11 protein-coding genes and 1 pseudogene are annotated in these 22326 nt (G+C 63.6%); 9 read left to right on the top strand and 3 right to left on the bottom strand.

All coding sequences use genetic code 11. From position 1 onward, the window contains the following. The first annotated feature begins 83 nt into the window (after positions 1-83). From HWX14_RS14005 to HWX14_RS13985, 5 genes are all read left to right on the top strand, one after another. On the top strand, positions 84-2690 hold the full coding sequence (locus HWX14_RS14005) for a circularly permuted type 2 ATP-grasp protein (RefSeq protein ID WP_175883584.1): 2607 nt from the start codon (positions 84-86) through the stop codon (positions 2688-2690). Then, positions 2684-3781, top strand: a complete 1098-nt coding sequence (locus tag HWX14_RS14000) for a transglutaminase family protein (protein WP_175883256.1) — start codon at positions 2684-2686, stop codon at positions 3779-3781. The genes HWX14_RS14005 and HWX14_RS14000 overlap by 7 nt, the downstream gene beginning before the upstream one ends. Positions 3782-4236: 455 nt before the next feature. After that, positions 4237-6408: a hypothetical protein gene (locus tag HWX14_RS13995; RefSeq protein ID WP_175883583.1), complete on the top strand. Its 2172-nt coding sequence runs from the start codon at positions 4237-4239 to the stop codon at positions 6406-6408. Between the two features lie 134 nt (positions 6409-6542). Continuing rightward, a complete protein-coding gene (locus tag HWX14_RS13990) occupies positions 6543-7886 on the top strand; it encodes a virulence factor (RefSeq protein ID WP_175883255.1) in 1344 nt (447 codons plus the stop codon). Positions 7887-8112: 226 nt separating this feature from the next. Further along, positions 8113-8385, top strand: a complete 273-nt coding sequence (locus HWX14_RS13985) for a hypothetical protein (protein ID WP_175883254.1) — start codon at positions 8113-8115, stop codon at positions 8383-8385. 61 nt (positions 8386-8446) lie between these two features. On the opposite strand, the gene pip is transcribed toward HWX14_RS13985, so the two are convergent. After that, positions 8447-9379 (bottom strand): prolyl aminopeptidase, encoded by a 933-nt coding sequence (gene pip / locus HWX14_RS13980; protein ID WP_175883253.1) that lies wholly within the window; start codon positions 9377-9379, stop codon positions 8447-8449. Positions 9380-9705: 326 nt separating this feature from the next. On the opposite strand from pip, the gene HWX14_RS13975 reads away from it, so the two are divergent. After that, on the top strand, positions 9706-10857 hold the full coding sequence (locus HWX14_RS13975) for an acyltransferase (protein WP_175883252.1): 1152 nt from the start codon (positions 9706-9708) through the stop codon (positions 10855-10857). A 29-nt stretch (positions 10858-10886) separates the two neighbouring features. Here HWX14_RS13975 and HWX14_RS13970 read toward each other — a convergent pair whose 3' ends face one another. Continuing rightward, entirely contained in the window at positions 10887-11711 is an 825-nt protein-coding gene (locus HWX14_RS13970; protein WP_175883582.1) for a multidrug ABC transporter ATPase, read from the bottom strand. A gap of 251 nt (positions 11712-11962) precedes the next feature. Between HWX14_RS13970 and HWX14_RS13965 the strand changes: the two genes are divergently transcribed. Beyond that, on the top strand, positions 11963-12118 hold the full coding sequence (locus HWX14_RS13965) for a hypothetical protein (RefSeq protein WP_244130216.1): 156 nt from the start codon (positions 11963-11965) through the stop codon (positions 12116-12118). An 866-nt stretch (positions 12119-12984) separates the two neighbouring features. On the opposite strand, the pseudogene HWX14_RS36465 reads toward HWX14_RS13965, so the two are convergent. Next, positions 12985-13179: pseudogene (locus HWX14_RS36465) on the bottom strand (ISL3 family transposase); the annotation flags it as partial. A 110-nt stretch (positions 13180-13289) separates the two neighbouring features. Here HWX14_RS36465 and HWX14_RS13960 point away from each other — a divergent pair. Next, on the top strand, positions 13290-15035 hold the full coding sequence (locus HWX14_RS13960) for a ShlB/FhaC/HecB family hemolysin secretion/activation protein (RefSeq protein ID WP_175883251.1): 1746 nt from the start codon (positions 13290-13292) through the stop codon (positions 15033-15035). A gap of 37 nt (positions 15036-15072) precedes the next feature. Then, positions 15073-22254: a YDG domain-containing protein gene (locus HWX14_RS13955; RefSeq protein WP_175883250.1), complete on the top strand. Its 7182-nt coding sequence runs from the start codon at positions 15073-15075 to the stop codon at positions 22252-22254. The last annotated feature ends 72 nt before the right edge of the window (positions 22255-22326 follow it).

The following is a 22326-nucleotide window of genomic DNA, read 5'->3' as shown; positions in this document are numbered from 1 at the left end:
GGCGCGCATGCGCGGCCGCACCCTGACGACGGAACGACATCGTGCCGCCCATTGACCTCGATCATCTCGCCGCCCTCGACGCGATGCCCACGCTTTTCGATACCGGCGCGCAGCCGGACGCCGCCGAACTGGCCGCCGCGCTCGCGGCGCCGGCCGCCGCCGGCCGCTACGACGAACTGCGCGGCAGCGCGGCCGGCCTGCACGCGCCTGCGCTGGCGCCCGCGTGGCGCAGCTTCTTCACGTCGATCGGCAGCGACGGCGTGGCCGACCTCGATCGCCGCGCCGACGCGCTGCATCGGCGCATGCGCGAGAACGGCCTGTTCTACCAGTTGCACGAGCAGCGCGCCGGCGACGGCGCGGTCGGCCCGTGGTCGCTCGACCTGCTGCCGCTGATCGTCACGCCCGAGGACTGGGTCGCGATCGAGCGCGGCGTGCTGCAGCGCGTGCGGCTGCTCAACGCGACGCTGGCCGACCTGTACGGGCCGCAGACGATCCTCGAGCGCGGGCTCTTGCCGCCCGCGCTCGTCACCGGCCACCCCGGCTACCTGCGTGCGATGCGCGGTGCGCACGTGCCGGGCGATACGTGGCTGCACGTCGTCGCGTTCGATCTCGCGCGCGGCCCGGACGGGCAGTGGCGGATCGTCGCGCAGCACACGCAGGGCCCGGCCGGCCTCGGCTACCTGCTCGAGAACCGGCTGATCGTGTCGCGGCTCTTTCCGCGCGGGTTTCGCGGGCTGCGCGTGCAGCGGCTTGCATCCGCGTACCGTGCGCTGCTGCAGAGCATGCAGTCGCTCAGCCCCGCCGCGAAGAATTCGCGGATCGTGCTGCTGACGCCGGGGCCGCACAGCGCGACCTATTTCGAGCATGCGTATCTCGCGCGCTATCTCGGCCTCACGCTCGTCGAAGGCGGCGACCTGACCGCGCGCGACAACCGCGTGTTCCTGAAGACGCTGAGCGGGCTCGAACCGGTGCACGGGATCCTGCGGCGCGTCGACGATGCGTGGCTCGATCCGCTCGAACTGCGGCCCGATTCGATGCTCGGCGTGCCGGGGCTATTGCAGGCCGTGCGCGCGGGCAACGTGCTGCTCGCGAACGCGCCGGGCTCGGGCTTCCTCGAATCGCCGGCGATGCTCGGCTTCATGCCGCGTCTCGCGGAAGGCTTGCTCGGCGAAACGCTGACGCTGCCGGCCGTGCATTCGTGGTGGTGCGGCGAGGCGGCCGCGTGCAACGACGCGCTGCCGCAGCTCGCGCGCGGCATCGTCAAGGCATCCTATCCGCCCGACGTGCAGGACGGCGGTGCATTCGAGCCGGTGATCGGCGCGCGGCTCACGCAGGCGCAACTCGCGGAATGGCGGGCGCGGATTCTCGCGCGGCCCGAGCATTACACCGTGCAGGCCGACCTGCCGCTGTCGCAGGCGCCGACCTGGCCGCGGCACGACGCGCCCGACGGCAACGGCGGCGCGCGCATCTTGCCGCAGCCGCTGCTGCTGCGCGTGTTCGCACTCGCCGACGGCGCGCAGCGCTGGCGGCTTCTGCCGGGCGGGCTGTCGCGGGTCGGCACGCGCGACACGTTGTTCAACGCGCCGATGCCTCGCGGCGGCAGCACCGTCGATACGTGGGTGATGACCGAGGGCATCGTCGATTCGACGACGCTGCTGCAGACGCACCTCGGCCCCGACGATCTCGTCGAGCGGCCGCGCGCGATCGCGAGCCGCGCGGCCGAGAACCTGTTCTGGCTCGGCCGCTACACCGAGCGCGCGACCAACCTGATGCGCCTCGCGCGTGCCGCGCTCGAACGGCTGCGCGGCGAAGACGACGTCGACAGCCCCGCGCATCTGGAACTCATCGACACGCTGTGCCGCGACACCGGGCTGATCGCGGCCGACGCGCCGCACGCCGTCGATGCGCCGCGCGCGTTCCAGCACGAGCTGGCGACGTCGCTGACGCGCGGCGCCGACCGCACGTCGGGGATCGCGTCGTGCCTGTTCGGCATGCGCGGTGCGGCTGCCGCGATCCGCGAGCGGCTGTCGAGCGATCAGTGGCGGCTGATCGACGACGCGACCCAGCTGTTCGCCGACAGCGCAGGACAGCAGGAAGCGGAGGAGCAGGTCGGCAACGACGCGCTGCAACTGCTGGAACGTCTCGGCCTGCTGCTCGGCGCGATCACCGGCGCGCAGACCGACAACATGACGCGCGACGACGGCTGGCGATTGCTGTCGATCGGCCGGCAGATCGACCGGCTCGACTTCCTGTGCAGCGTGCTGAAGTTCGCGTTCGACGAAGGCGCCGTGCATCGGCAGGACGGCTTCGAACTCGTGCTGGAACTGTTCGACAGCACGATCACGTTCCGCTCGCGGTTCCAGCGCGGCTTCGACGTCGCGCCGCTGCTGTCGCTCGTCGTGCTCGATACCGACAACCCGCGCTCGCTCGGCTGGGTCGTGCAGGCGCTGCGCGGCCGGCTCACGAAGGTCGAGCGCAGCGAAGGTTATGCGCTGTCCGAGCTGGCCGAGACGGTGCCGGACATCCCCGCGTGGTCGCTGCACGAGCTGTGCGAGACGGCCGAAGACGGGCGGCACGACAAGCTGCTCGCCGCGCTCGATACGACGGTGAAGGCGGTGTGGGAGCTGTCGAACCGGATCGGCGAGCGCTATTTCAGCCACGTGCGCGAGGCGGGCAGGACGCTATGGTGACGACGAAAGGCGCGCTGAAAACACCGACGGGTTCTGGAAGCGCACGGCAGGCAGTGGTCTCGGCGCCAGCGTCAGCTTCAGCTCCCGCTCAGGCCCAGAGTCAAGGCCAAGGCCAGGCCGCACCGGGTGCACCGGCCGCCGTCGCGCCGGGCCGGTTGCTGCGTGTCACGCACGACACCGAATACCGTTACGCGGCGCGTGTCGAATCCGCGCAGCACCAGGCACGCCTGCAACCGCTCGCGACGCCGCGCCAGCAGGTGTTGTCGTTCTCGCTCGACATCGAGCCCGCACCGGAATCGGTCTGCACCGAAGTCGACGCGTTCGGCAATGCGCGCGCGTCGTTCGCGCTGAACCTGCCGCACGACACGCTGCTGGTGCGCAGCCGCAGCACCGTGCGCGTGACGCCGCCCGTGTGGTCGCTCGGCGCGCGCGGCGCGCCGCCGCCTGCGATCGCGAACCCGGATGCCGCGCATGCCACCGCATGGGAGGCCGTGCGCGACCGCTTGCAGTTCCGCGCGGGGCAGCCTTACGACCCGGCGAGCGAGTTCGTGTTCGCGTCGCCGCACGTGGCGTGCGACCCCGAACTCGCCGCGTACGCGGCCGCGAGCTTCACGCCGCAACGGCCGCTCGTGCAGGCGGCGTGGGACCTGATGCGGCGCGTGCATGCCGATTTCGCGTACACGCCGAACAGCACCGACATCACGACGTCGGCGCTCGATGCGCTGCGGTTGCGCAAGGGCGTCTGCCAGGATTTCGCGCACGTGATGATCGGCGCGCTGCGCTCGCTCGGGCTGGCCGCGCGTTACGTCAGCGGCTACCTGCTCACGCAGCCGCCGCCCGGCCAGCCGCGGCTGATCGGCGCCGATGCGTCGCATGCGTGGGTCGACGTGTACGACCCGGCGTGGCCCGAGGACGGCGGCTGGCTGCAACTCGATCCGACCAACGATCGCGCGCCGGGCGACGACTACGTGATGCTGTCGGTCGGGCGCGATTATGCCGACGTGACGCCGCTGCGCGGCGTGATTCGGGGCGGCGGTGCGGATCAGGAGCTGAAGGTCGGGGTGACGGTCGAGCCGCTCGATGCCGATTGACGCGGGTTCGCCGATCGGAGCGGTCGTTTGTTGATCGCGTGTCTGCAGGCGCGTACGTTCGTGATGGCTGCGAACCGGACGGTCCATGCGCGCGGCTCGGAAGACACTTCGTACTCGACCGTGAGACATGACCGGAAAGTCACGTGTCATTCCGTTCGATTGAATCGGACGAGTTCAATTCTGTAGGAAAAGAGAAAACTGCACTTGTGCGCTGGTGCCCGGATTTCCGATGATCCGGATCTGCGTTCACGTCGCGTCAGCCTGAACGGCTGGCGGCGGAACGGCAGAAAAACACCAAACCGCGCGCAGGAGCCAGGGTGACGCAGCTTTATCCCGATTATCGCTCGGCGACGGACGAACCCGTCGCACGGTCGATCGATGCCACCGAGTCGGACAGCACCGGAACGCCACGCAAGCCTCCACCGATCGTCGTCGGCCGAGGCGACGGGGTGTCGATGTGGACGAAAGACACTCGGCTGATCTGCATCAAGCAAATGCCGTTGCCCGGTATCGTCATCTTCGTCCATGGGGTGAACTCCGAAGGCGAATGGTTCGAAGCCGCCGAGCAGGGGCTGTGCAATGGCCTGAATCGCCGGCTCGGGCGGCAGGACGATCAATTGATGTATCACGGCATCGACGCCGGGCAATTGGTGCCGGCGAAGTACACGGAAAGCGTGACGCCGGACGGGTTTTTGAATCCGACGCTTTGGTCCGGTAACTACATCAAATCCGATCCGTCCTTCTCGCCCGTCATTCATTTCCGATGGGGCTATCGGGCAACCGCCGCAGAGCTGAAAGAGTACGGCGACAAGATTTTCCTGAACGAGAAGGACTATTGGGGCGGCGGTCCGTTCACGAACGGCTGCGCGAGCCTGCCCGATCTCTGGCACGGTGGCCTCGACGATCGTGCGGCCGGATGGTTGACCGTCCAGGGGATCAACCCGACCAACCGGCCGCTGTATCGCGCGCCGCCCCGCGCATATGGCGTGCTCGCGGCGTTGCGCCTGGCGAGGCTGATCGAGTCGATTCGCCGCATGCAGGCCGACGTGCCGATTACCGTCGTATGCCATAGCCAGGGCAACATCGTGGGCCTGACGGCAGCGTTCTTCGGCGATGCACTGCCCGATGTCGAAGATCCGTGGGGACGTAGCGGACATTGCGTGGCGGATGCCTACGTACTGGCGAATGCGCCGTACAGCCTTGCGCGCGCGGACGGCCCCAATCCATCCGATACGTTCATGGATACCTGGTCGCAACGCGCGACCAGGGACGGCAGCGGCCGCCGCGGACGGCAGACCTACGCCGCCCGCACGAAAACGTTCGGCAAGTTTCTGTCGATCATCGGCACGCGCAAAGCCCACGAACTGCCCGCCGGCAAGATCGATGAAGACATGGCCAACGAACGGGTATCGCCGACCAGCAAGCGGTGTTATGCGGCACAAGAGGATCGGGCTCGCCACGGCCTGAACGGATCGACATATGGTCGCGTCACCGCGTATTGCTGTCCACACGACCAGGTGATTTCAGCGGTCACGGTTCAAGGCATCGGCTGGCGCGGCATCGACGAGAACGAGCTGAACGATATCAGCGTCCCCGGCGTGCTGACGCAGCGCGTCTTTGCCTCCGGCTTCCAGGTTGGCGTGCAGGAGCGCTATCAGTATTGGGAAGACGACTGGCGGCATCGGCAAAAGGGAAAGACGTCGGGATTCTGGTACCCGCCTTCGCCGCCGGCCAAGTTCAATCTCATCGGTGCGCTCAAGGGAAACGAGTCCGTGTTCGGGGTGGCGGCCACGCTTGCATCCGCGCCGATCATGTTTTTCGTGACCCAGATCAGCTCGGCATTGAATATGTTCCGCGTGAACGCCCTTCCGCCGAAGGGCTGGGCCGTTGTAGCGGACGCGCCGGCACTCGACGAACCGTTCCCGCCGCAAGCGTTGCGGTTCGGCAAGCCCATCGAAACGAGGGACGGCAATGCGATAAGCGACTTCAACGAAGGCAACGATCCGCCGGCCGCATGGCGCGACGCAAGCAAGAGCGAGGCAGACAAGCGCGCGGACGATCCTTACGATCAGTACAAGGCGAAGAACAAGGACAGCGTCGCGCAAGGGACGGCAGAGAGCGAAGCCGGACAGCGTTACGAGGACCGCGCGTTGATGCGGATGGAGGCGCGGCGCACGCTGAATACGGAATGGCTCGATGGTGATGGCCACGTGATCGGCGAGGACGGCAAGAGCGAAATGCCGGAGGGTTACAAGGAATGGCGAGACAAGCAGATTGTCGATTGGCTCGATCGTGGTTCGACCAACAGCCCGACAAATCACTCCACGACGATGACCAATCCCGAGCATGCCGAAAAGGCGCTTGCGTACGATGTGGCGATTGGGGTTTGCTATCTGACGCCCGAGCAACTCTACGACCTGCGGATTGAGGCGGATTGGCGGATGGGGGACGGCATTCCCAATGACAATCCGAACAAGAAGTACTACGACTATTTTGCGTCAGGAACGCTCGATAGAACGCCTCTTCACGAATGGGTACATGCCGAGGAAAGCGAAGCCAAGATTCCCGTCGCGATCGTGGACGAACGCGAAGCTCAAGTCTATCTCAAGGTCGGGGGTGCAATTTGAAGACCCTGATTTCTACATGGCCTCGACGTGTCGCCATTGCAGTCGCGGCATGGATAATCGCCACTCTACTAATGGCTTTGCTGATGACGCACGTAGAACAACCCGACCAAACACAATTGGAAGTAGGAGATTGGATGAAGCGATTTGTTGTGGTGCCCGGCCTGGTGGCTCTCATGGTGTTTCTGTCTACCACGGCCATGATGCGTTCGGCACATGCCGTGCCGACGTCGGAGCGCGTAGAAAATGCCACGCCGGTCGGAGAAGAGCCAGTGAAGCCATTTACGGCGCAGGTTGTTGGCTTGATCTGGTTGAATCCGTTGGAACGCATGGACTACCCGACCGAATGGCAATTGCTGTGGGCACAGGGCCTTGTCACGCCGAACAAAAATGACGACATGGTGCGTACTGATCCAAAATCCTTCACGACGTTGCAATCGGTAGCTGGCATTGCCTATGGCAATAGCGGAACGGAGACGTTCAAGGGCTTCTATGCCAAGTACATTGATAAATTCATCTTGCTCATACGCACCCGTTACTTCAGCAATGCAAAATATTTCTACACGGTGAGGCCCGAGAAGCAAAATGATTGGCGAGAACTCGCGGGTATCCGGGTCGAAGTTGCCGCTCCACTGCGCCTCGATGCGGCCTATGCCCGATCGCGCATGATCGATCGGATGATGAACTTCTTCGAGATCGGCCCGCCGTCACCCAAGACTTTGTGGAGCCGCGACACGCCTCCCGACGTACAGATCACGCAGGGTGGTGCGAACGCAGGCTTCATGTCCCTGAACCAAGCTTTGGACTACTTGCAGGAGAACCCCGACAAGAGCGTCTGGGTGATGAACTGGGACGCGCCCAACTTCCCGCCGACGGACGCACAGATCAACGAGAACCTTGTCGTGCTGTTCCTCGCCGGCCCAAGCTTCAACGCCGAACGCGAACCGCTCGCCTGGATCGGCAAGGCCGCAACCGGCAATACGCATGATTTTCCACAGAAGGTCGGCACGACCCTAGCCGTGCAGGCGTGGAAGGCGACCATCGATCAGGCGGCACGCAATGCAGGCGTCGCGGTCCGGGATCTCCATTACATCGTTCACGACGCAGGCAAGGGCAGCGATGCATCGTCGGCACGTCTTGCCTCGCTCTCCCGGACCTTGACCGAAACCCTCCCCGAATACGACCACTCGAAGCAGACATTCAACACGGCCGCGCTACTCGGCGACATGGGAACAGGCAGCGCATTGACCGACGTCGCGCTCGCCATCGGCCGGATCAACCACTTCGGCGGCAACGCACTCGTGGCCGGCACGACCGATCCGGAGCATCCCGTCGCGGTCGTCGTCCTGCCGCCGTCGAAGCTCACGCCGATCGATCCCGACAAGGACTGGTTCCGTGCGCGCGGCGGCAACAATGCCTACCTGCCGTGGTGGGGACGCCGACGCGACACAAATTACGGCATGCAAGGCTATTCGTGGTGAGCTTCAATTGTGCGATGGCCGGCCGGTTTGGTACCCACGATGCGCGTCCGAACGGGACGCGAGACCCTGCCAACGCTTTAAGTCTTCGTTAATACTGCACGCCTAGCATGGTGATGTCGGCGAACGGTCCGGACCCCGGTCCGACACGCCGGCGGCACGCGCGGGTGCGTCGACGTCACGGCGCCGCGCCGTCGCGCGTCGCCATTTCCCTGCAACGGCGGCGGACATGATCAAGAACTTCGACTACACGATCGGCAGCGAGACGATCGAGCTTTGTGCGAGCTTCGGCGCGGGCCCCGCGTTCCGCCGCGTGCTCGTGAGCCGCGCGGACTCGATGGAAACGCTCGTGGTGCTCGACGCACGCGGACTGTCGGGCCTGCTGAAGGTGGCGACCGAAGAACCGGAAGGGCTGCTCGACGACGCGATCCGCAAGGTCGGCGACGAACAGCTCGTCGAGCGGGCGATCAGCGGCCGGACGGTCGTCGAAGCCGCATTGTGATCGGGCGGCGCGTGAGCGTGCCGGCAGGCACGGAAACACGCGCCGCGTCGCGTTACGTCGCTCAGGCGGCGAACCGGTCCGTCGCCGCGACCAGTGCTTCCAGAATCCCCGGCTCGTTGTACGCGTGCCCGGCGCCGGGCACGATTTCGAACGTCGCGTCCGGCCACGCCTTCGACAGTTCCCATGCGGTGCGCGCCGGCGTCGCGATGTCGTAGCGGCCCTGCACGATCACACCAGGGATGCCGGCGAGACGATGCGCGTCGCGCAGCAACTGGCCTTCCTCGACGAAGCCCTTGTTCACGAAGTAGTGGTTTTCGATCCGCGCGAACGCGAGCGCATAGTGGCCGTCCGCGAAGTGCGCGGCGAGCGCGGGATCGGGCAGCAGCGTGATCGTGCGGCCTTCCCAGATGCTCCACGCGCGCGCGGCTTCGAGCTTCGCGGCTTCGTCGTCGCCGGTCAGCCGACGATGGTAGGCGGCCATCAGGTCGCCGCGCTCCGCTTCCGGAATCGGCGCAAGGAAGTCTTCCCACAGATCGGGGAACAGCCACGACGCGCCTTCCTGGTAGTACCACAGCAGTTCCGCGCGACGCATCGTGAAGATGCCGCGCACGATCAGCGCGCTCACGCGTTCGGGGTGGGTTTCCGCGTACGCGATCGCCAGCGCGCTGCCCCACGAACCGCCGAACACCAGCCATTGCCCGGCGCCGACCATCTCGCGCAGGCGCTCGATATCGGCGACCAGATCCCACGTCGTGTTGTTCTCGAGGCTCGCGTGCGGCGTCGAGCGCCCGCAGCCGCGCTGGTCGAACAGCAGGATATCGTAGCGCTCGGGATCGAACAGACGGCGATGGTCGGGGCTGCAGCCGGCGCCAGGGCCGCCGTGCAGGAATACGGCGGGCTTGCCGGCCGGGTTGCCGCAGCGCTCCCAGTAGATGCTGTGGCCGTCGCCGGTGTCGAGATGGCCGTGGGCGTAAGGTTCGATCGGGGGATACACAGGCAGGCTCCGGGTGAGGGTCGACAGGAGGCGGACGAGGCGCGGGCCGGTATGCGGGCGGGTACGGTACAGCGGGTGTTGCAGCGCCGCAAAATTCGTTGCGTGGGCATCGGACCGGCCGCCGCCGGACAAGGCTTGTCATTATGCCCATTCGTCGCGCCGGACGTTGGTCCGCCGTGGCGCGGCGTTGTCGGCGGTGTGGGGCACGCGGATTTTTGAAGCAATTTCATTCCGATATTTTTCATACAAAATCCGGCGGCATGTCGGTGAGCAGATCGGACGCCGGCCGCTTCCTGCTCTTCCACCGTGCCAACGGAAACCAGCCGATGAACCATCGCGTCACGCAGTTGACCGGATTGCGCGCCGTCGCGGTCGCGATGGTCGTCGTCGGCCATGCCGAGCATGTGCTGCCCGGCGGCTATACGGGCTGGTACGCGCCGTTGCGGCTGATCGCCGACGGCCGGCTCGGCGTGCTGATCTTCTTCGTGCTGAGCGGTTTCCTGATCACCAACGTGCTGCGCGCCGAGTTCGAGCGCACGGGCGGCATCGCGCTGACGTCGTTCTACGTGCGCCGCGCGCTGCGGATCTGGCCGGCCTGCTACGTGTATCTCGCGGTCGTCGCGATCGTGGCATTCGCCGGCGGCTTCGACGTCGATCGGCGGCAGTGGCTCTATGCGGCGCTGCATCTTTGGAATTACTCGGCGTGGTTCGGGCTGACCGGCGACAACGCGCTGCATCCGGACGGCGCGTGGTACCTCGGTCATTTCTGGTCGCTCGCGCTCGAGGAGCAGTTCTACTGGTTCTGGCCGCTGCTGTTCGTGTTCGGCATCCGCCGCGCCGGCACGCGCTGGCTGGCCGCGCTGATCCTGATCGTGCCGCTGGTGCGCACCATTACGTATTTCGCTGCACCGGCGCTGCGCGGGCAACTCGGGATGATGCTGCATACGGGCGTCGATCCGATCCTGATCGGCTGCTATGCGTCACTCAACCGCGAACGGCTCGAAGCGTGGATCGGCTCGTGGCGCGGCGAGGCGCGCATCGTGACGGCGCTCGTCTTCGTCGTGCTGCTCGGCATGCCGCTCGCCGAACACCGGCTTGGCGGCTTCTGGAATGCGACGTATGGCGTGACGCTCGAAGCCGCGCTGATCGCGATCGTGATCGTCGTGCTGAAGTTCCGCGGCGAGTTCTGGTGCGCGCGCTGGCTGCGCGCCGGGCCGGTGGTGTTCGTCGGCACGATTTCGTTCAGCCTTTATTTGTGGCAGCAGCCGTTCGCGAATCCGCGACTGCCTGTGCCGCACGGGTTTCCGCTCGGTATCGTGTGGGCATTGGTTGCCGCGACGGCCAGCTATTTCCTCGTCGAAAAACCGTTCCTGCGGCTGAAGGATCGCTATACGGCGCGCGAGGCGCGGCGCGTGCGGGACGACGCGTTGCGGATGCCCGCACCGACCGAAGCGATCGGGCCGAAGGTGGTGGAGTAGGTGGGTGGGGCGGCGTCGTGCCCGCGGAATTATTTGAAGCGCTTCATTGCGGCGGGCGAGTACCAGAAGTTCCGGAACATATCGATGCCGTACGACTTGCCGTCGTAGTGGACGATCGTGCGCGCCGTGCGCTTACCCGTATCCGAGTAATTACCGTTCTTGCGCTGCGTCTGCGTGATGTGCGCCGTGATCGACAGGTCGGCGAAGCCGTGGCTCGAGGTTTTCTCGACGGCGATCGTCATGCGGGCCTCTTCGCTGCGCGCATCGCCTGCACCCGGGCCGCAGGCGTCGCCTTCGACGCTGACCCAGCCGTACAGGTTCGTACCGAACACCGGGCGGATACGGCCGCCTTCGCGCACCCACAGTGTCAACTCTTCACTGGCGTTGGCATCCGGGCAACTCGGTCCGCGCGCGCTGCTGGTAAACACGACGCCGAACGCGCGCACGTCGGGCGACAGCCGGTAGGGCGCCGTATCGATGCGATAGCTGTGCTCGCCGATCTCCGTCGCCGCATCCTCTTCGACCACCGACCGATCGGCCGCCACGACCTTGCCGCCCTCGACGAGCGCGACCACCTGCAGCTTTTTGCTTTCGTCGGGATTCTTGCTCTTCGGCAGTGAATCGAACGCGACGGCCGCGATCGTCGTGCCCGGCGCATTCGGCATGGCTTTGCATGACGACGCGACGACGAGCCGGTCCGCGTCGCGCGTGGCGATGCGTGCGCTCGCGATGCCGGCCCAGCGGGCGATGGCCGTGACTGTTTCGTCGCCGCAGGACTGGCTGTCGGCGGCTTGAGCGACAGAGGCGGCGGCGAGCGCCAGCAGTGGAGCGAAATGAAGGAGTCTCGTAGTCATGAGGGAGAAAGGTGCTTTATGGACTGCTGTGAATGGTGCTTGAGGGCTGCGGACGTTCGACCTCGCTACCTGAATCGCCGACAAGCTAACAAGCCGACCAGTTTCTGACGTTCGGCGAGGTACTCATGCCAACTCTCGAACGACTGTCCCGTACTCTCTCACAAACCTTCAAGCGGTGACCAGACCAAGCGCACCGCGCTGCAAACGGGATGCGCATACCGCGACGACTTGTTAGAGGCGCGCAAGCCTCGGTGAGTTGCAACGGCACCACGCGCGCGTTTCCGATCGAGAAGCTGTTTCGCGACGTGCGTTCGGCGCGGATCGACGGCGACGAGAACTGCATGCTCGCGTCGCCTCCCGGTGTGCTGACGGGAGAGCTTTATCGCAACGGCTGGACCCGGGAGTAAGGATGCGTGCGACAAGCGCGCCCGGTTGGCCCGATCGCACGTTGTCCGTCACGGGCATGTGTCGCAAGCGGCGTATTGCCCGACGGCCCGTGATTGGAACCGCTGAAAACCTCCGATCAGTCAATGTTTCCTGGCCGAACCGAGAGGGTGTGAGAAATTTCCGCTTCGCAAAACAGTTTGTCCGCTCCATCAAAATAACGAATATTGAATGCGTGATATATATCTGATGTTTTTCTGATCGGGGTAATTGTTTTCTGGCCATCCCTATAACTCAAATAAAAATGTCGCGGAAGTTGACGCCGACGGCGCCTGACTATTTGTGTGCGATGGGTTAATCGGGTGGGTAGTCGCTTTGCCACGTTTGCAAAGAACGGTTGGGAAGCTCCATAGGTGTCGTGACGTTCCAGTCTCCGCGCGCGCCGGCAGCGTAGCATCGTCTAGCGGTGCCGCACAAAACAGAAGCCGTGCGGCTTGCGTCAACAGGGGCGAGGCATAGCTGCAGGCCACATTCTCTCCGGTAAAACGTTTGCTTTTTATAAGCGGATCGGAGGGGTGGGTCGAAAATCAGTTTCATATTTTTACCTCCGGGTATTTGACAATCTTTTAAGAAAATTCTTTTATAAATTTTTGATGTGCAATTCATAATTTGCGCGCAGGCCGGGGTGCCATTGGCGAGGCGATGCACATAGGTTGAAGTCAAATCAAATTCACGAAAAGTGGAAATAATATCCAAATGAAGAATAAGAATTCTGGCGCATATCCAGCCGCCACGCACGTGAGGACCACACGTGCTGGCGTAGCAAATCGTCGTGCATTCGGGGGCACGACTCGCCGACGGCGCGGGCCGTCGCGGCACAAGGCATCTACCGGGCGAGCATGACGACCCTCGCCTCACGCGCGGCGTGCGCGCTTCGAGATAGCCGGCATGCCGGAAGACGTCCAGGTGCCGGTAGCGCGTGACGACAGTGTCATGCACGGGATGCGCGCCAGCCACTTCCGGATACGGAAGCGCGTGCCGGCAGTGAAGTCGACTGAATCGTGAGCCGTTTGGCGGCGGAGTCGACATGAACGCCGCTCGCGAACGACGGATCGCTCACACCGCACGCGGGCTTACAACAATTCATCCAATAGAGGCGATTTTCAAGTCTCAACCAACGGCCATCACCCACCTATGATCCTCAGAAGAAAATTTCCCAGTCCTATCGGTCTGGCGATCCTGATCCTCGCAGCTCCTGCATACGCGCAATCCTTGCCGAATGCAGGTTCGCTGCTGAACGAGCAGAAAATCGCCCCGCAACCGCGCGCACCGCAAGCCACCACCCCGGAAGAAGTCGTTCCGTCCGAAGCCCCACCGGGCGCAGGCGAGCCCGAAGCCGGCCCCACCGTGACGCTGAAGTCCATCACTTTCAACGGTGACAAGAGCGTGGCGGATGCGGAAGATCTGCAGTCTGTTACTGCCTCGATGGTGGGCAAGAAACTGACCCACGCCGGCTTGCAAAAAATCGCGGATACGATTACCCAATATCTGCGCGGTCGAGGGTACGCACTCGCTTACGCCTACCTCGCACCGCAAGACCTGACGGCGGGCAATCTCGTCATCACGATCGTGGAAGGCCGTCTGGAATCCGGCAAGGACCGCGTCACCATCAAGGGCAATACGCGCAGCAGCAACGAACGTATCGCGGCAATCGCGAACGCCGCGCTTCCGACCGATCGCCCGCTGAAGAAGGAAGACCTCGAACGCGCACTTCTGCTCATCAACGACCGTCCGGGCGTGAGCGCGAAGGCCGTCCTCCAGAAGGGTGCTCAACCGGGCACCAGCAAGCTTCTCGTTGAAACGACGCCGACCCCGATCGTCAGCGGCCAATTGTCGATCGACAACTATGGCAGCCGCAGCACGGGCATCGAGCGCGGCACGGCGACGTTCTTCGTGAATGATCCGCTCGGGATGGGCGATCAAGTCACGCTCGGCCTGAGCAAGAGTCAAGGCACGGAAGTCGCCAACCTCGGCTACAGCCTGCCGCTGACGCCCACCGGCCTGACCCTGTTGCTCGGGGGCTCGTATCTGCATTACCGCGTGGTTCAAGACGCTTACTCGGCGCTCGACCTGCGCGGCTCGGCCGTGACCGGTTCGGTCGGTTTGAATTACCCGATCATTCGTACGCGCACGCAGAACCTCAATGCGACCGTGATGTACGACCACAAGTATCTGAAGGACAGCGCGCTGGACGTGAGCCTGAGCAAGCGCAAGCTCGACAACCTGACGTTCTCGCTGTCGGGCAACCGTTACGACGGTCTGCTGGAAGGTGGTGTCACGGAAGGCCGGGCCGCGGTGACGTTGGGTTACGTCGATCTGTCGGGCAATCCGATCGATCAACTGGCGGATTCGATGACGGCGCACACGCACGGCACGTTCACGAAACTGGCTGCGAACCTCAGCCGTCTGCAGACCCTCGACCCGAACTGGAGCGTGTACGGCGGGTGGGCCGGTCAATTGTCGAACACGAACCTCGACAGTTCGGAAAAATTCCTGCTCGGCGGTCCGACTGGCGTTCGCGGTTATCCGGTCGGTGAAGGCTCGGGCGACGAAGGCTGGATGGGGACGGTTGAACTGCGCCGTTTCGTGAATATCGGCGTTCCGTCCGTCAAGGTTCAAGCACTCGGCTTCGTGGATGTCGGCCAGATTCGTTTGCACCACACGAGTTACGCCGGTTCGCAAATCAACGAAGGCCACACGAACACGGTGACGTTGACCTCGGCAGGTGTGGGCGTGAACGTGTGGAGCGGTCGTTGGAACGCGCACGCGGCTGTAGCACGGACGATCGGCCGCAATGATGGTGCTTCGCTGGCGGGCAACAACGCCGATGGCCTGAATACCAGCTGGCGCGCGTGGCTCCAACTCGGCATGGCGTTCTGACCGAACGGCCTTCTGATCGATTTTAAAAGGACTGCAAATGAAAAAAGCATCAATGAATCACGTCTATCGGTTGGTATGGAATGCCACGATCGGTGCATTCGTCGCCGTGGCCGAGAACACGACCGCTCGCGGCAAACGCAGCGCACGGAGCGCGGCTCTGCTCGCAGCCCTCGGTGTCGTTGCCGTGGCAGACGCAGCGTACGCAGCCCCGCCGCTTCCGACTGGCGGTCAGATCGTGGCGGGCCAGGGCTCGATCACGCAGAACGGTTCGTCGATGACCATCATCCAGAATTCCGGGAAGATGGTCACGAACTGGAACGGCTTCGACATTGGGCAAGGCAATTCCGTCACGTTCGCACAACCGAACAGCGCGGCTGTTTCGCTGAACCGTGTCGTCGGCGGCAACGGCGCCAGCCAGATTCTCGGCAACATGAACGCGAACGGCCAGGTATGGCTGATCAACCCCGGTGGCGTGGTCATCGGCAAGGGCGCGACCATCAACGTCGCAGGTCTCGTTGCTTCGAGCGCGAACATCAGCGACAGCGACTTCCTCGCGGGCAAAACGAAGTTCACCGGAGCAATGGGGAACGTCGTCAACCAAGGCAAGATCAACAGCCAGGGTGTCGTCGCCCTGATCGGTCAGCAAGTCACGAACCAAGGCACCATCAACGCGAAGGGCATTGCACTGGCAGCCGGGCAGGATGTCAATCTGGACTTCAACGGCGACGGTCTGATCAGCGTTCAGGTCACGAAGGGCGCGCTCGACGCACTGGTGAGCAACGAAGGTCAGCTTTCGGCTGACGGCTCCGCGGTGATCCTGACCGCGCGTGCTGCCGACGCAGCGATCAGCAGCGTAGTCAACAACACCGGCGTGATCGAAGCGCGTTCGCTGCAATCGAAGAACGGCCGCATCGTTCTGGACAACGACGCAGTCAACGGCAATACGGCCGTGGCGGGAACACTGAACGTCTCGTCGGCTGACGGGGCTGGCGGCAACGTCGTGATCGAAGGCAAGAACATCGCGATCGACCATGCGGCGATCAAGGCGGATGGCGCATTGGGTGGCGGCACGATCAAGATCGGTGGTGGTCTTCGTGGCGAAGACGCCACGGTCAACAATGCGACGACGGTCGCGACGGGCAGGAACGTCGTCCTGTCGGCGGATGCGACGCAGAAGGGCAACGGCGGTACGGTGGCAGTCTGGTCGGACGGCACCAATGCGTTCTCGGGCGAGATTTTCATTCGCGGCGGCAAGAACGGGGGTGACGGCGGTTTCGCTGAAGTCTCGGGCAAGACGGGCCTGAGCTACACGGGCGTGACGCACGGCCTGTCCACGCTCGGCGCGGCAGGTACGCTGCTGCTTGACCCCGACACGATCCAGATCTGGGGCGGTGAAGCGCCGGCAAGTGCGAGCACCAATCCTTCGGACTGGGGCAAGACGAACACCACCGGTGTGCTGAACATCTACGAGAGCACGCTGGAAGCGCAAGAGGCCAATGTCAGCCTTTACGCCAATACGTTGATTCACTTCAACGATCTGACGAAGGATGCGAACGGCAATGCGTTGACGCAAGTGGCGCACGGGGCCACGGGCACGGCCGCGGGATACACGACGGGCGACGGCAAGATCAAGCTTCAGGACGGCGTGAGTTTCAAGGCCGTCACGGGCGCCAACAATAGCTTCATCACGTTCGACAACAAGAACAATACGCTCGAAGTGTCGGGGGCCGGCTCCATTTACATGGAGGCCGGGCAGTATCTTGGAAGCGGGAATCCCACCGGTCATATCGGCAACAATACGGGCAACAATCCCGACACCAATCAGGGCGTGTTCAACCTCGTCGCATTGGGCGGACGTGACGCAAACGGCAAATCCACGTCCACGAGCGCGTATGGCAGCAGCAATTGGGCCGGCGTGAACGGTACGACGCCGGGCGCGGGCACGATCACGCTTCTGGGCGCGGACGGTCTCGCGATTTCCGGCGATCTGACGACGTATTGCGGCTACATCTACATCCATGCCGATTCGGATCATGCGGGTGGCGGCAACCTGGTGGTCAGCAGCAAGATCAAGACCAACGGCGGCGATTTCAACTACGCGTGGGGTTGGAATTCCGGCCAAACCGCGACGTTCACCTACGGTAGTGCCGTCGATCTGGTCTGTACCGACGGTAGCTGCTCGCGTCAAGCGGGCACGTTCCGGGCTGTTCCGGATGCAGGTGGCCCGGGTGGAACGAAACCGGCCAACAAGACGATTCTCGGCGGTAATCTGAACGTAGGCGGTAACGTGAATACCTCCGGCTGGGAAATTCACGGCGGCGCCACGATCAAGACGGACAAGGACAGCACCGTCACGCTTGGCTCGGGTACGACGCTCGATCCGTCCGTGCTGGACAAGACCGGCGCGAAAACGACCACCACGGGTCTCGTCGGTCTGGAAGGCGGCGCGATCGCAATCAGCCACACGGGCGTGACGGGCCTCCCGACGACCGGCCTGCAACTGTCGTCGGCCGACAAGGGCACGAACATCTTCGTCAGCAACGACCAGGGCGTGGTCCTCGGTAACGGCACGGTCAACCGCGACGGTTCGGTTACCGGCAACACGACCTCCAGCACGTTCCTGAGCGCAAGCGACCTCGCTTATCTGCAACAACAAGGCGCGCCTTCGCTGCTGATCGGCAGCACCGATCAGCTCGGTACGATCGAAGTCGGTCACAAGGATGGTACGTCGTCGCCCTTCACGTTCAACGCAGCCGGTCAAGTGGGCCTGATCGGCGGCACGGCTGTCGTGAATGGTGCGGTCACGAACAACAACGGTTCGGTGCTCGTCCAGGCAGCGGATTCCGTTGACCACAACACGGCCAACGCGGGTAGCGATGCAGGCGCGGACCAGACGGCAACGAGCACGGGCCGCGGCAACGTCGTGATCACGCGCAATGGCACGATCACGGCCGGGACGAACGCGATCCTCGCGGCAGCAACGGCGGACCACCAGTCCACCGACGTGCAAGAGTCGCAAGGCGGGAACTTCGTGAACGACCGCGGCTCGGATGCGATGACGGTAGGGGCGGGCGGCCGTTGGCTCGTCTATTCCACGACGCCGGACAAGGATGTCGGCCGCGACTTGAACGTCGATTTCAAGATCTACGAAGCGACGTACAAGGAATCGGACGGCACGTACAAGAACGTCAACGGCAAGTGGGTCGGCACGGACGTTGCATCGCTCGATGACCGTGGTCAACCGGACCTCAATGGTGTCGTCACCGATCCGGTCGGCAATCGTGCAGACCTCGTTCAAATCCTGAACGGCGACCAGGCGGGCAAGAACGGTTACCTGTACTCGCGTTCGGCTGTCCTGACCGGCAAGCTTGTCGGCAACGTCACGAAGACCTATGACGGCACGACCGCCACGCAAACGAACACGACCGTTGTCACGGATGCAAATGGCACGCAAACGGGCAACACGGTTACGCTCGGTAACGTCGCGGTCTCGGGACTGGTCGGCATCGACGGCGACAGGGTTCCGCTCGCCATCCTGAATGACGCGAACCTCGCGAACGCACAATTCAGCGACAAGAACGCAGGTTCGGGAAAGACGATCACGCTGTCGGGTGTGAAGCTGGGCGTCGCGCAGAACCAGGGCAGCACGAACCCGGACGGCTCGAAGGTCGTGCAGGTCTATGGCTATCGTCTCGCGGAAGACACGCTTTCAGGCGACATCGGCACGATCACGCCCAAGGCCCTCGCGAGCGCCACGACCGTGGACGGCAAGGTCTACGACGGCAATACGGCAGCCACGGCTCACACGACGGTGACCGGCGTGATTGCCGGCGACAACGTGACCACGGCGGCAAGCGGCCAGTTTGCCGACAAGAATGCGGGCGTGGGCAAGGATGTGACGGTCACCACGTCGCTGGCGGGCAGCGATGCGGGTAACTATGTACTGTCCTCGGGGTCGCAGAATGACACGCTGCACCTGACCGCCGATATCACCAAGCGCGCGATCACGGGCACGGCTGCCGCTCAAGACAAGGTTTACGACGGCACGAACCATGCGGACCTGACGAACGTCGCCCTCGACACGACTCGCATTGTCGCGGGCGATAACCTGTCCATCTCGGGCAATACCGGTTCGTTCTCCGACAAGAACGTCGGTACGGGCAAGTCGGTTGTCGGTTCGGGTCTGTTGCTGGCTGGCGCGGATGCACAGAACTATGATCTGACGACGACGGTCACGGGTGCTTCGATCACGCCGAAGACGATCACGGCAAGCGCGGCGGCCGAGAACAAGGTCTACGACGCGACGACCGCGGCTACGATCGGTGCAATCACGCTGAATGGCATCATCAAGGGTGACGACATCGATTCGACTGCCACGGGCGCTGCGTTCGCAGACAAGAACGCAGGTACGGGAAAGGTTGTCCACGCAACGGGCCTCGGTCTGACAGGTAACGACGCCAACAACTACGTTCTCGCGAGCGACGAGGTTGCGCACGCCAACATCGACCAGAAGGTCATCACGGCCACCGCGAACGCAAAGGACAAGACCTATGACGGCAACGTCACGGCTGACCTGAGCAACGTGAAGCTGGTTGGCGTCATCGGTCAAGACGTTGTAGCCGCAGACGGCACGACCGGCAAGTTCGACACGAAGAACGTCGGCAAGTCGAAGTCCGTCAACGGCGAAGGTCTCTCGCTCGCGGGTAGCGACTCGGGCAACTACGTTCTGGACACGAAGCACGAAGTCGCTACGGCAGATATCACGCCGAAGGCCCTCACGAGCGCTACGATCGTGGACGGGAAGGTCTACGACGGCAACACGGCAACCACGGCTCACACGACGGTTACGGGCGTTGTTGCCGGCGACAACGTGACCACGACTGCAAGCGGCCAGTTTGCCGACAAGAATGCGGGCGTCGGCAAGGATGTGACAGTCACTACGTCGCTGGCAGGCAGCGATGCGGGTAACTATGTACTGTCCTCGGGGTCGCAGAATGACACGCTGCACCTGACCGCCGATATCACCAAGCGTGCGATCACGGGTACGGCTGCCGCTCAAGACAAGGTTTACGACGGCACGAACCATGCGGACCTGACGAACGTCGCACTCGACGCGGCTGGCGTCGTGGCGGGCGATAACCTGTCCATTTCGGGCAATACCGGTTCGTTCTCCGACAAGAATGTCGGTAAGGGCAAGTCGGTTGTCGGTTCGGGTCTGTCGCTGGCTGGCGCGGACGCACAGAACTATGATCTGACGACGACGGTTACGGATGCTTCGATCACGCCGAAGACGCTCACGGCGAGCGCGACGGCCGAGAACAAGGTCTATGACGCGACGACCGCGGCCACGATCGGTGCGATTACGCTGAATGGCATCATCAAGGGTGACGACATCGATTCGACTGCCACGGGCGCTGCGTTCGCAGACAAGAACGCAGGTACGGGAAAGGTTGTCCACGCAACGGGTCTCGGTCTGACGGGTAACGACGCCAACAACTACGTTCTCGCGAGCGACGAGGTTGCGCACGCCAACATCGACCAGAAGGTCATCACGGCCACCGCGAACGCAAAGGACAAGACCTATGACGGCAACGTCACGGCTGACCTGAGCAACGTGAAGCTGGTTGGCGTCATCGGTCAAGACGTTGTAGCCGCAGACGGCACGACCGGCAAGTTCGACACGAAGAACGTCGGCAAGTCGAAGTCCGTCAACGGTGAAGGCCTCTCGCTCGCGGGTGGCGACTCGGGCAACTACGTTCTGGACACGAAGCACGAAGTCGCTACGGCAGACATCACGCCGAAGTCGATCACGGTGACGGCTACCGCATCCGACAAGGTCTACGACGGCAATGCGGTCGCCGTACTGACGAATGCGCACGCCAACGATGTGGTGGCAGGCGATGATCTGCGTGTGAACGGGACGGTCGGTACGTTCTCGGACAAGAACGCAGGCAAGGGCAAGTCGGTCAGCGGCAGCGGCTTGACGCTCGCGGGAGAAGACGCGCAGAACTACGTCTTCGACAACACGTCGGAAGTCGGCAAGGCTGCGATCACGCCGAAGTCGATCGAAGCGTCTGCGAAGGCCGACAACAAGGTCTACGACGGCAACACGATCGCTCACCTGTCCGATGTGAAGCTCTCCGGTCTGGTGGACGGCGACGACATTCGTGCAGAAGGCTCGAACGGCGACTTCGACAACCGCAACGCAGGCGGGAACAAGTCGGTGAACGGCTCCGGTCTGGTCCTGGCGGGCAACGACGCAAACAACTATTCGCTCGACACGTCGAAGGAAGTGGCGAGGGCCGACATCACCCCGAAGGTCATCACCGCGACCGGTTCCGCGAAGGACAAATCGTATGATGGCAAGACGGTTGCAGCAGTGGGCGATCTGGCGCTGCATGGCGTGGTTGCGGGCGACAAGGTTTCGATCGTCGGCGATACCGGCAGATTCGACAACAGCAACGTCGGCGCGAACAAGCCGGTGAACGGCGAAGGTCTGTCGCTGGCTGGCGCGGATGCAGGCAACTACATTCTTGACACGTCGGCTGTCGTCGCACAGGCAGACGTTCGCCAGACCTACACCCCCTCTGCGCTCGTTGCTGACGCCACGGGGGTGAACGGTACGGCGCAAGCCACGAAGAACGCAGGCAAGGTCGTCGGCGATCAGGCAATCGCGAAGACGGAAGCGCCGGCGCTCATCGTCGGCCTGCCGGTAACCCCGGCTCAACGTGGCGATGCAATCGATATCGCTGACGGCGCGCTCTCGACTTCGGTCCTGCGTATGGACGGCAAGGCGAGTCTGGGCCTGAATGACGCACGTGAAGAACGCGAACAACGGAACACGCTCGTCGTGTTCCGCTCCGATCGTCCGGAAGCCCTGGACAACCGCGGCACGTTCCACGTGGTCGATCGCGGCAACGCCATTGAACTGGAAGGTACGCCGACCTTGACCAACAAGACGCCGGACCTGAAGGGCAAGGGCAGCGACTGGAAGAATGGCACGATTGTTCGGGCAGACGGCGCGGTGACGGAATACCGCGTCCGGATACTCAACGACGGTACGCTGGTCGTCATCGTGCCGAATGGCATCAACGACAGTGACGAAATCGCTGCGAGCTACGGTCTGGCTGTCGCGAAGAAGCAACTCGGTATCGGCGTCAAGGCAGTGAAGGCCGTCGTTATCGAGGCACGCAACGGTAAGGGCGCGAGCAACGCCTGATGCTGTAACCGTCGAAACTTGGCGGCCCCTGAAGCCCGGCGAGGAATCGCCGGGCTTTTTTGGTTGTTTTTG

The sequence above is a fragment of the Burkholderia sp. BCC0044 genome, from assembly GCF_902832955.1.
Taxonomy (GTDB): Bacteria; Pseudomonadota; Gammaproteobacteria; order Burkholderiales; family Burkholderiaceae; genus Burkholderia.
This window is presented reverse-complemented; position numbering and strand designations above follow the sequence as displayed.

What these genes read in the sequence shown, in the direction of transcription:
- HWX14_RS13985 (WP_175883254.1), top strand. Translation starts at nt 8,113, where the DNA reads ATGATCAAGAACTTCGACTACACGATCGGCAGCGAGACGATCGAGCTT.
- HWX14_RS13970 (WP_175883582.1), bottom strand. Translation starts at nt 11,711, where the DNA reads ATGACTACGAGACTCCTTCATTTCGCTCCACTGCTGGCGCTCGCCGCC.
- HWX14_RS13960 (WP_175883251.1), top strand. Translation starts at nt 13,290, where the DNA reads ATGATCCTCAGAAGAAAATTTCCCAGTCCTATCGGTCTGGCGATCCTG.
- HWX14_RS14000 (WP_175883256.1), top strand. Translation starts at nt 2,684, where the DNA reads ATGGTGACGACGAAAGGCGCGCTGAAAACACCGACGGGTTCTGGAAGC.
- HWX14_RS13975 (WP_175883252.1), top strand. Translation starts at nt 9,706, where the DNA reads ATGAACCATCGCGTCACGCAGTTGACCGGATTGCGCGCCGTCGCGGTC.
- HWX14_RS13955 (WP_175883250.1), top strand. Translation starts at nt 15,073, where the DNA reads ATGAAAAAAGCATCAATGAATCACGTCTATCGGTTGGTATGGAATGCC.
- HWX14_RS13990 (WP_175883255.1), top strand. Translation starts at nt 6,543, where the DNA reads ATGAAGCGATTTGTTGTGGTGCCCGGCCTGGTGGCTCTCATGGTGTTT.
- HWX14_RS13995 (WP_175883583.1), top strand. Translation starts at nt 4,237, where the DNA reads ATGTGGACGAAAGACACTCGGCTGATCTGCATCAAGCAAATGCCGTTG.
- HWX14_RS14005 (WP_175883584.1), top strand. Translation starts at nt 84, where the DNA reads ATGCCCACGCTTTTCGATACCGGCGCGCAGCCGGACGCCGCCGAACTG.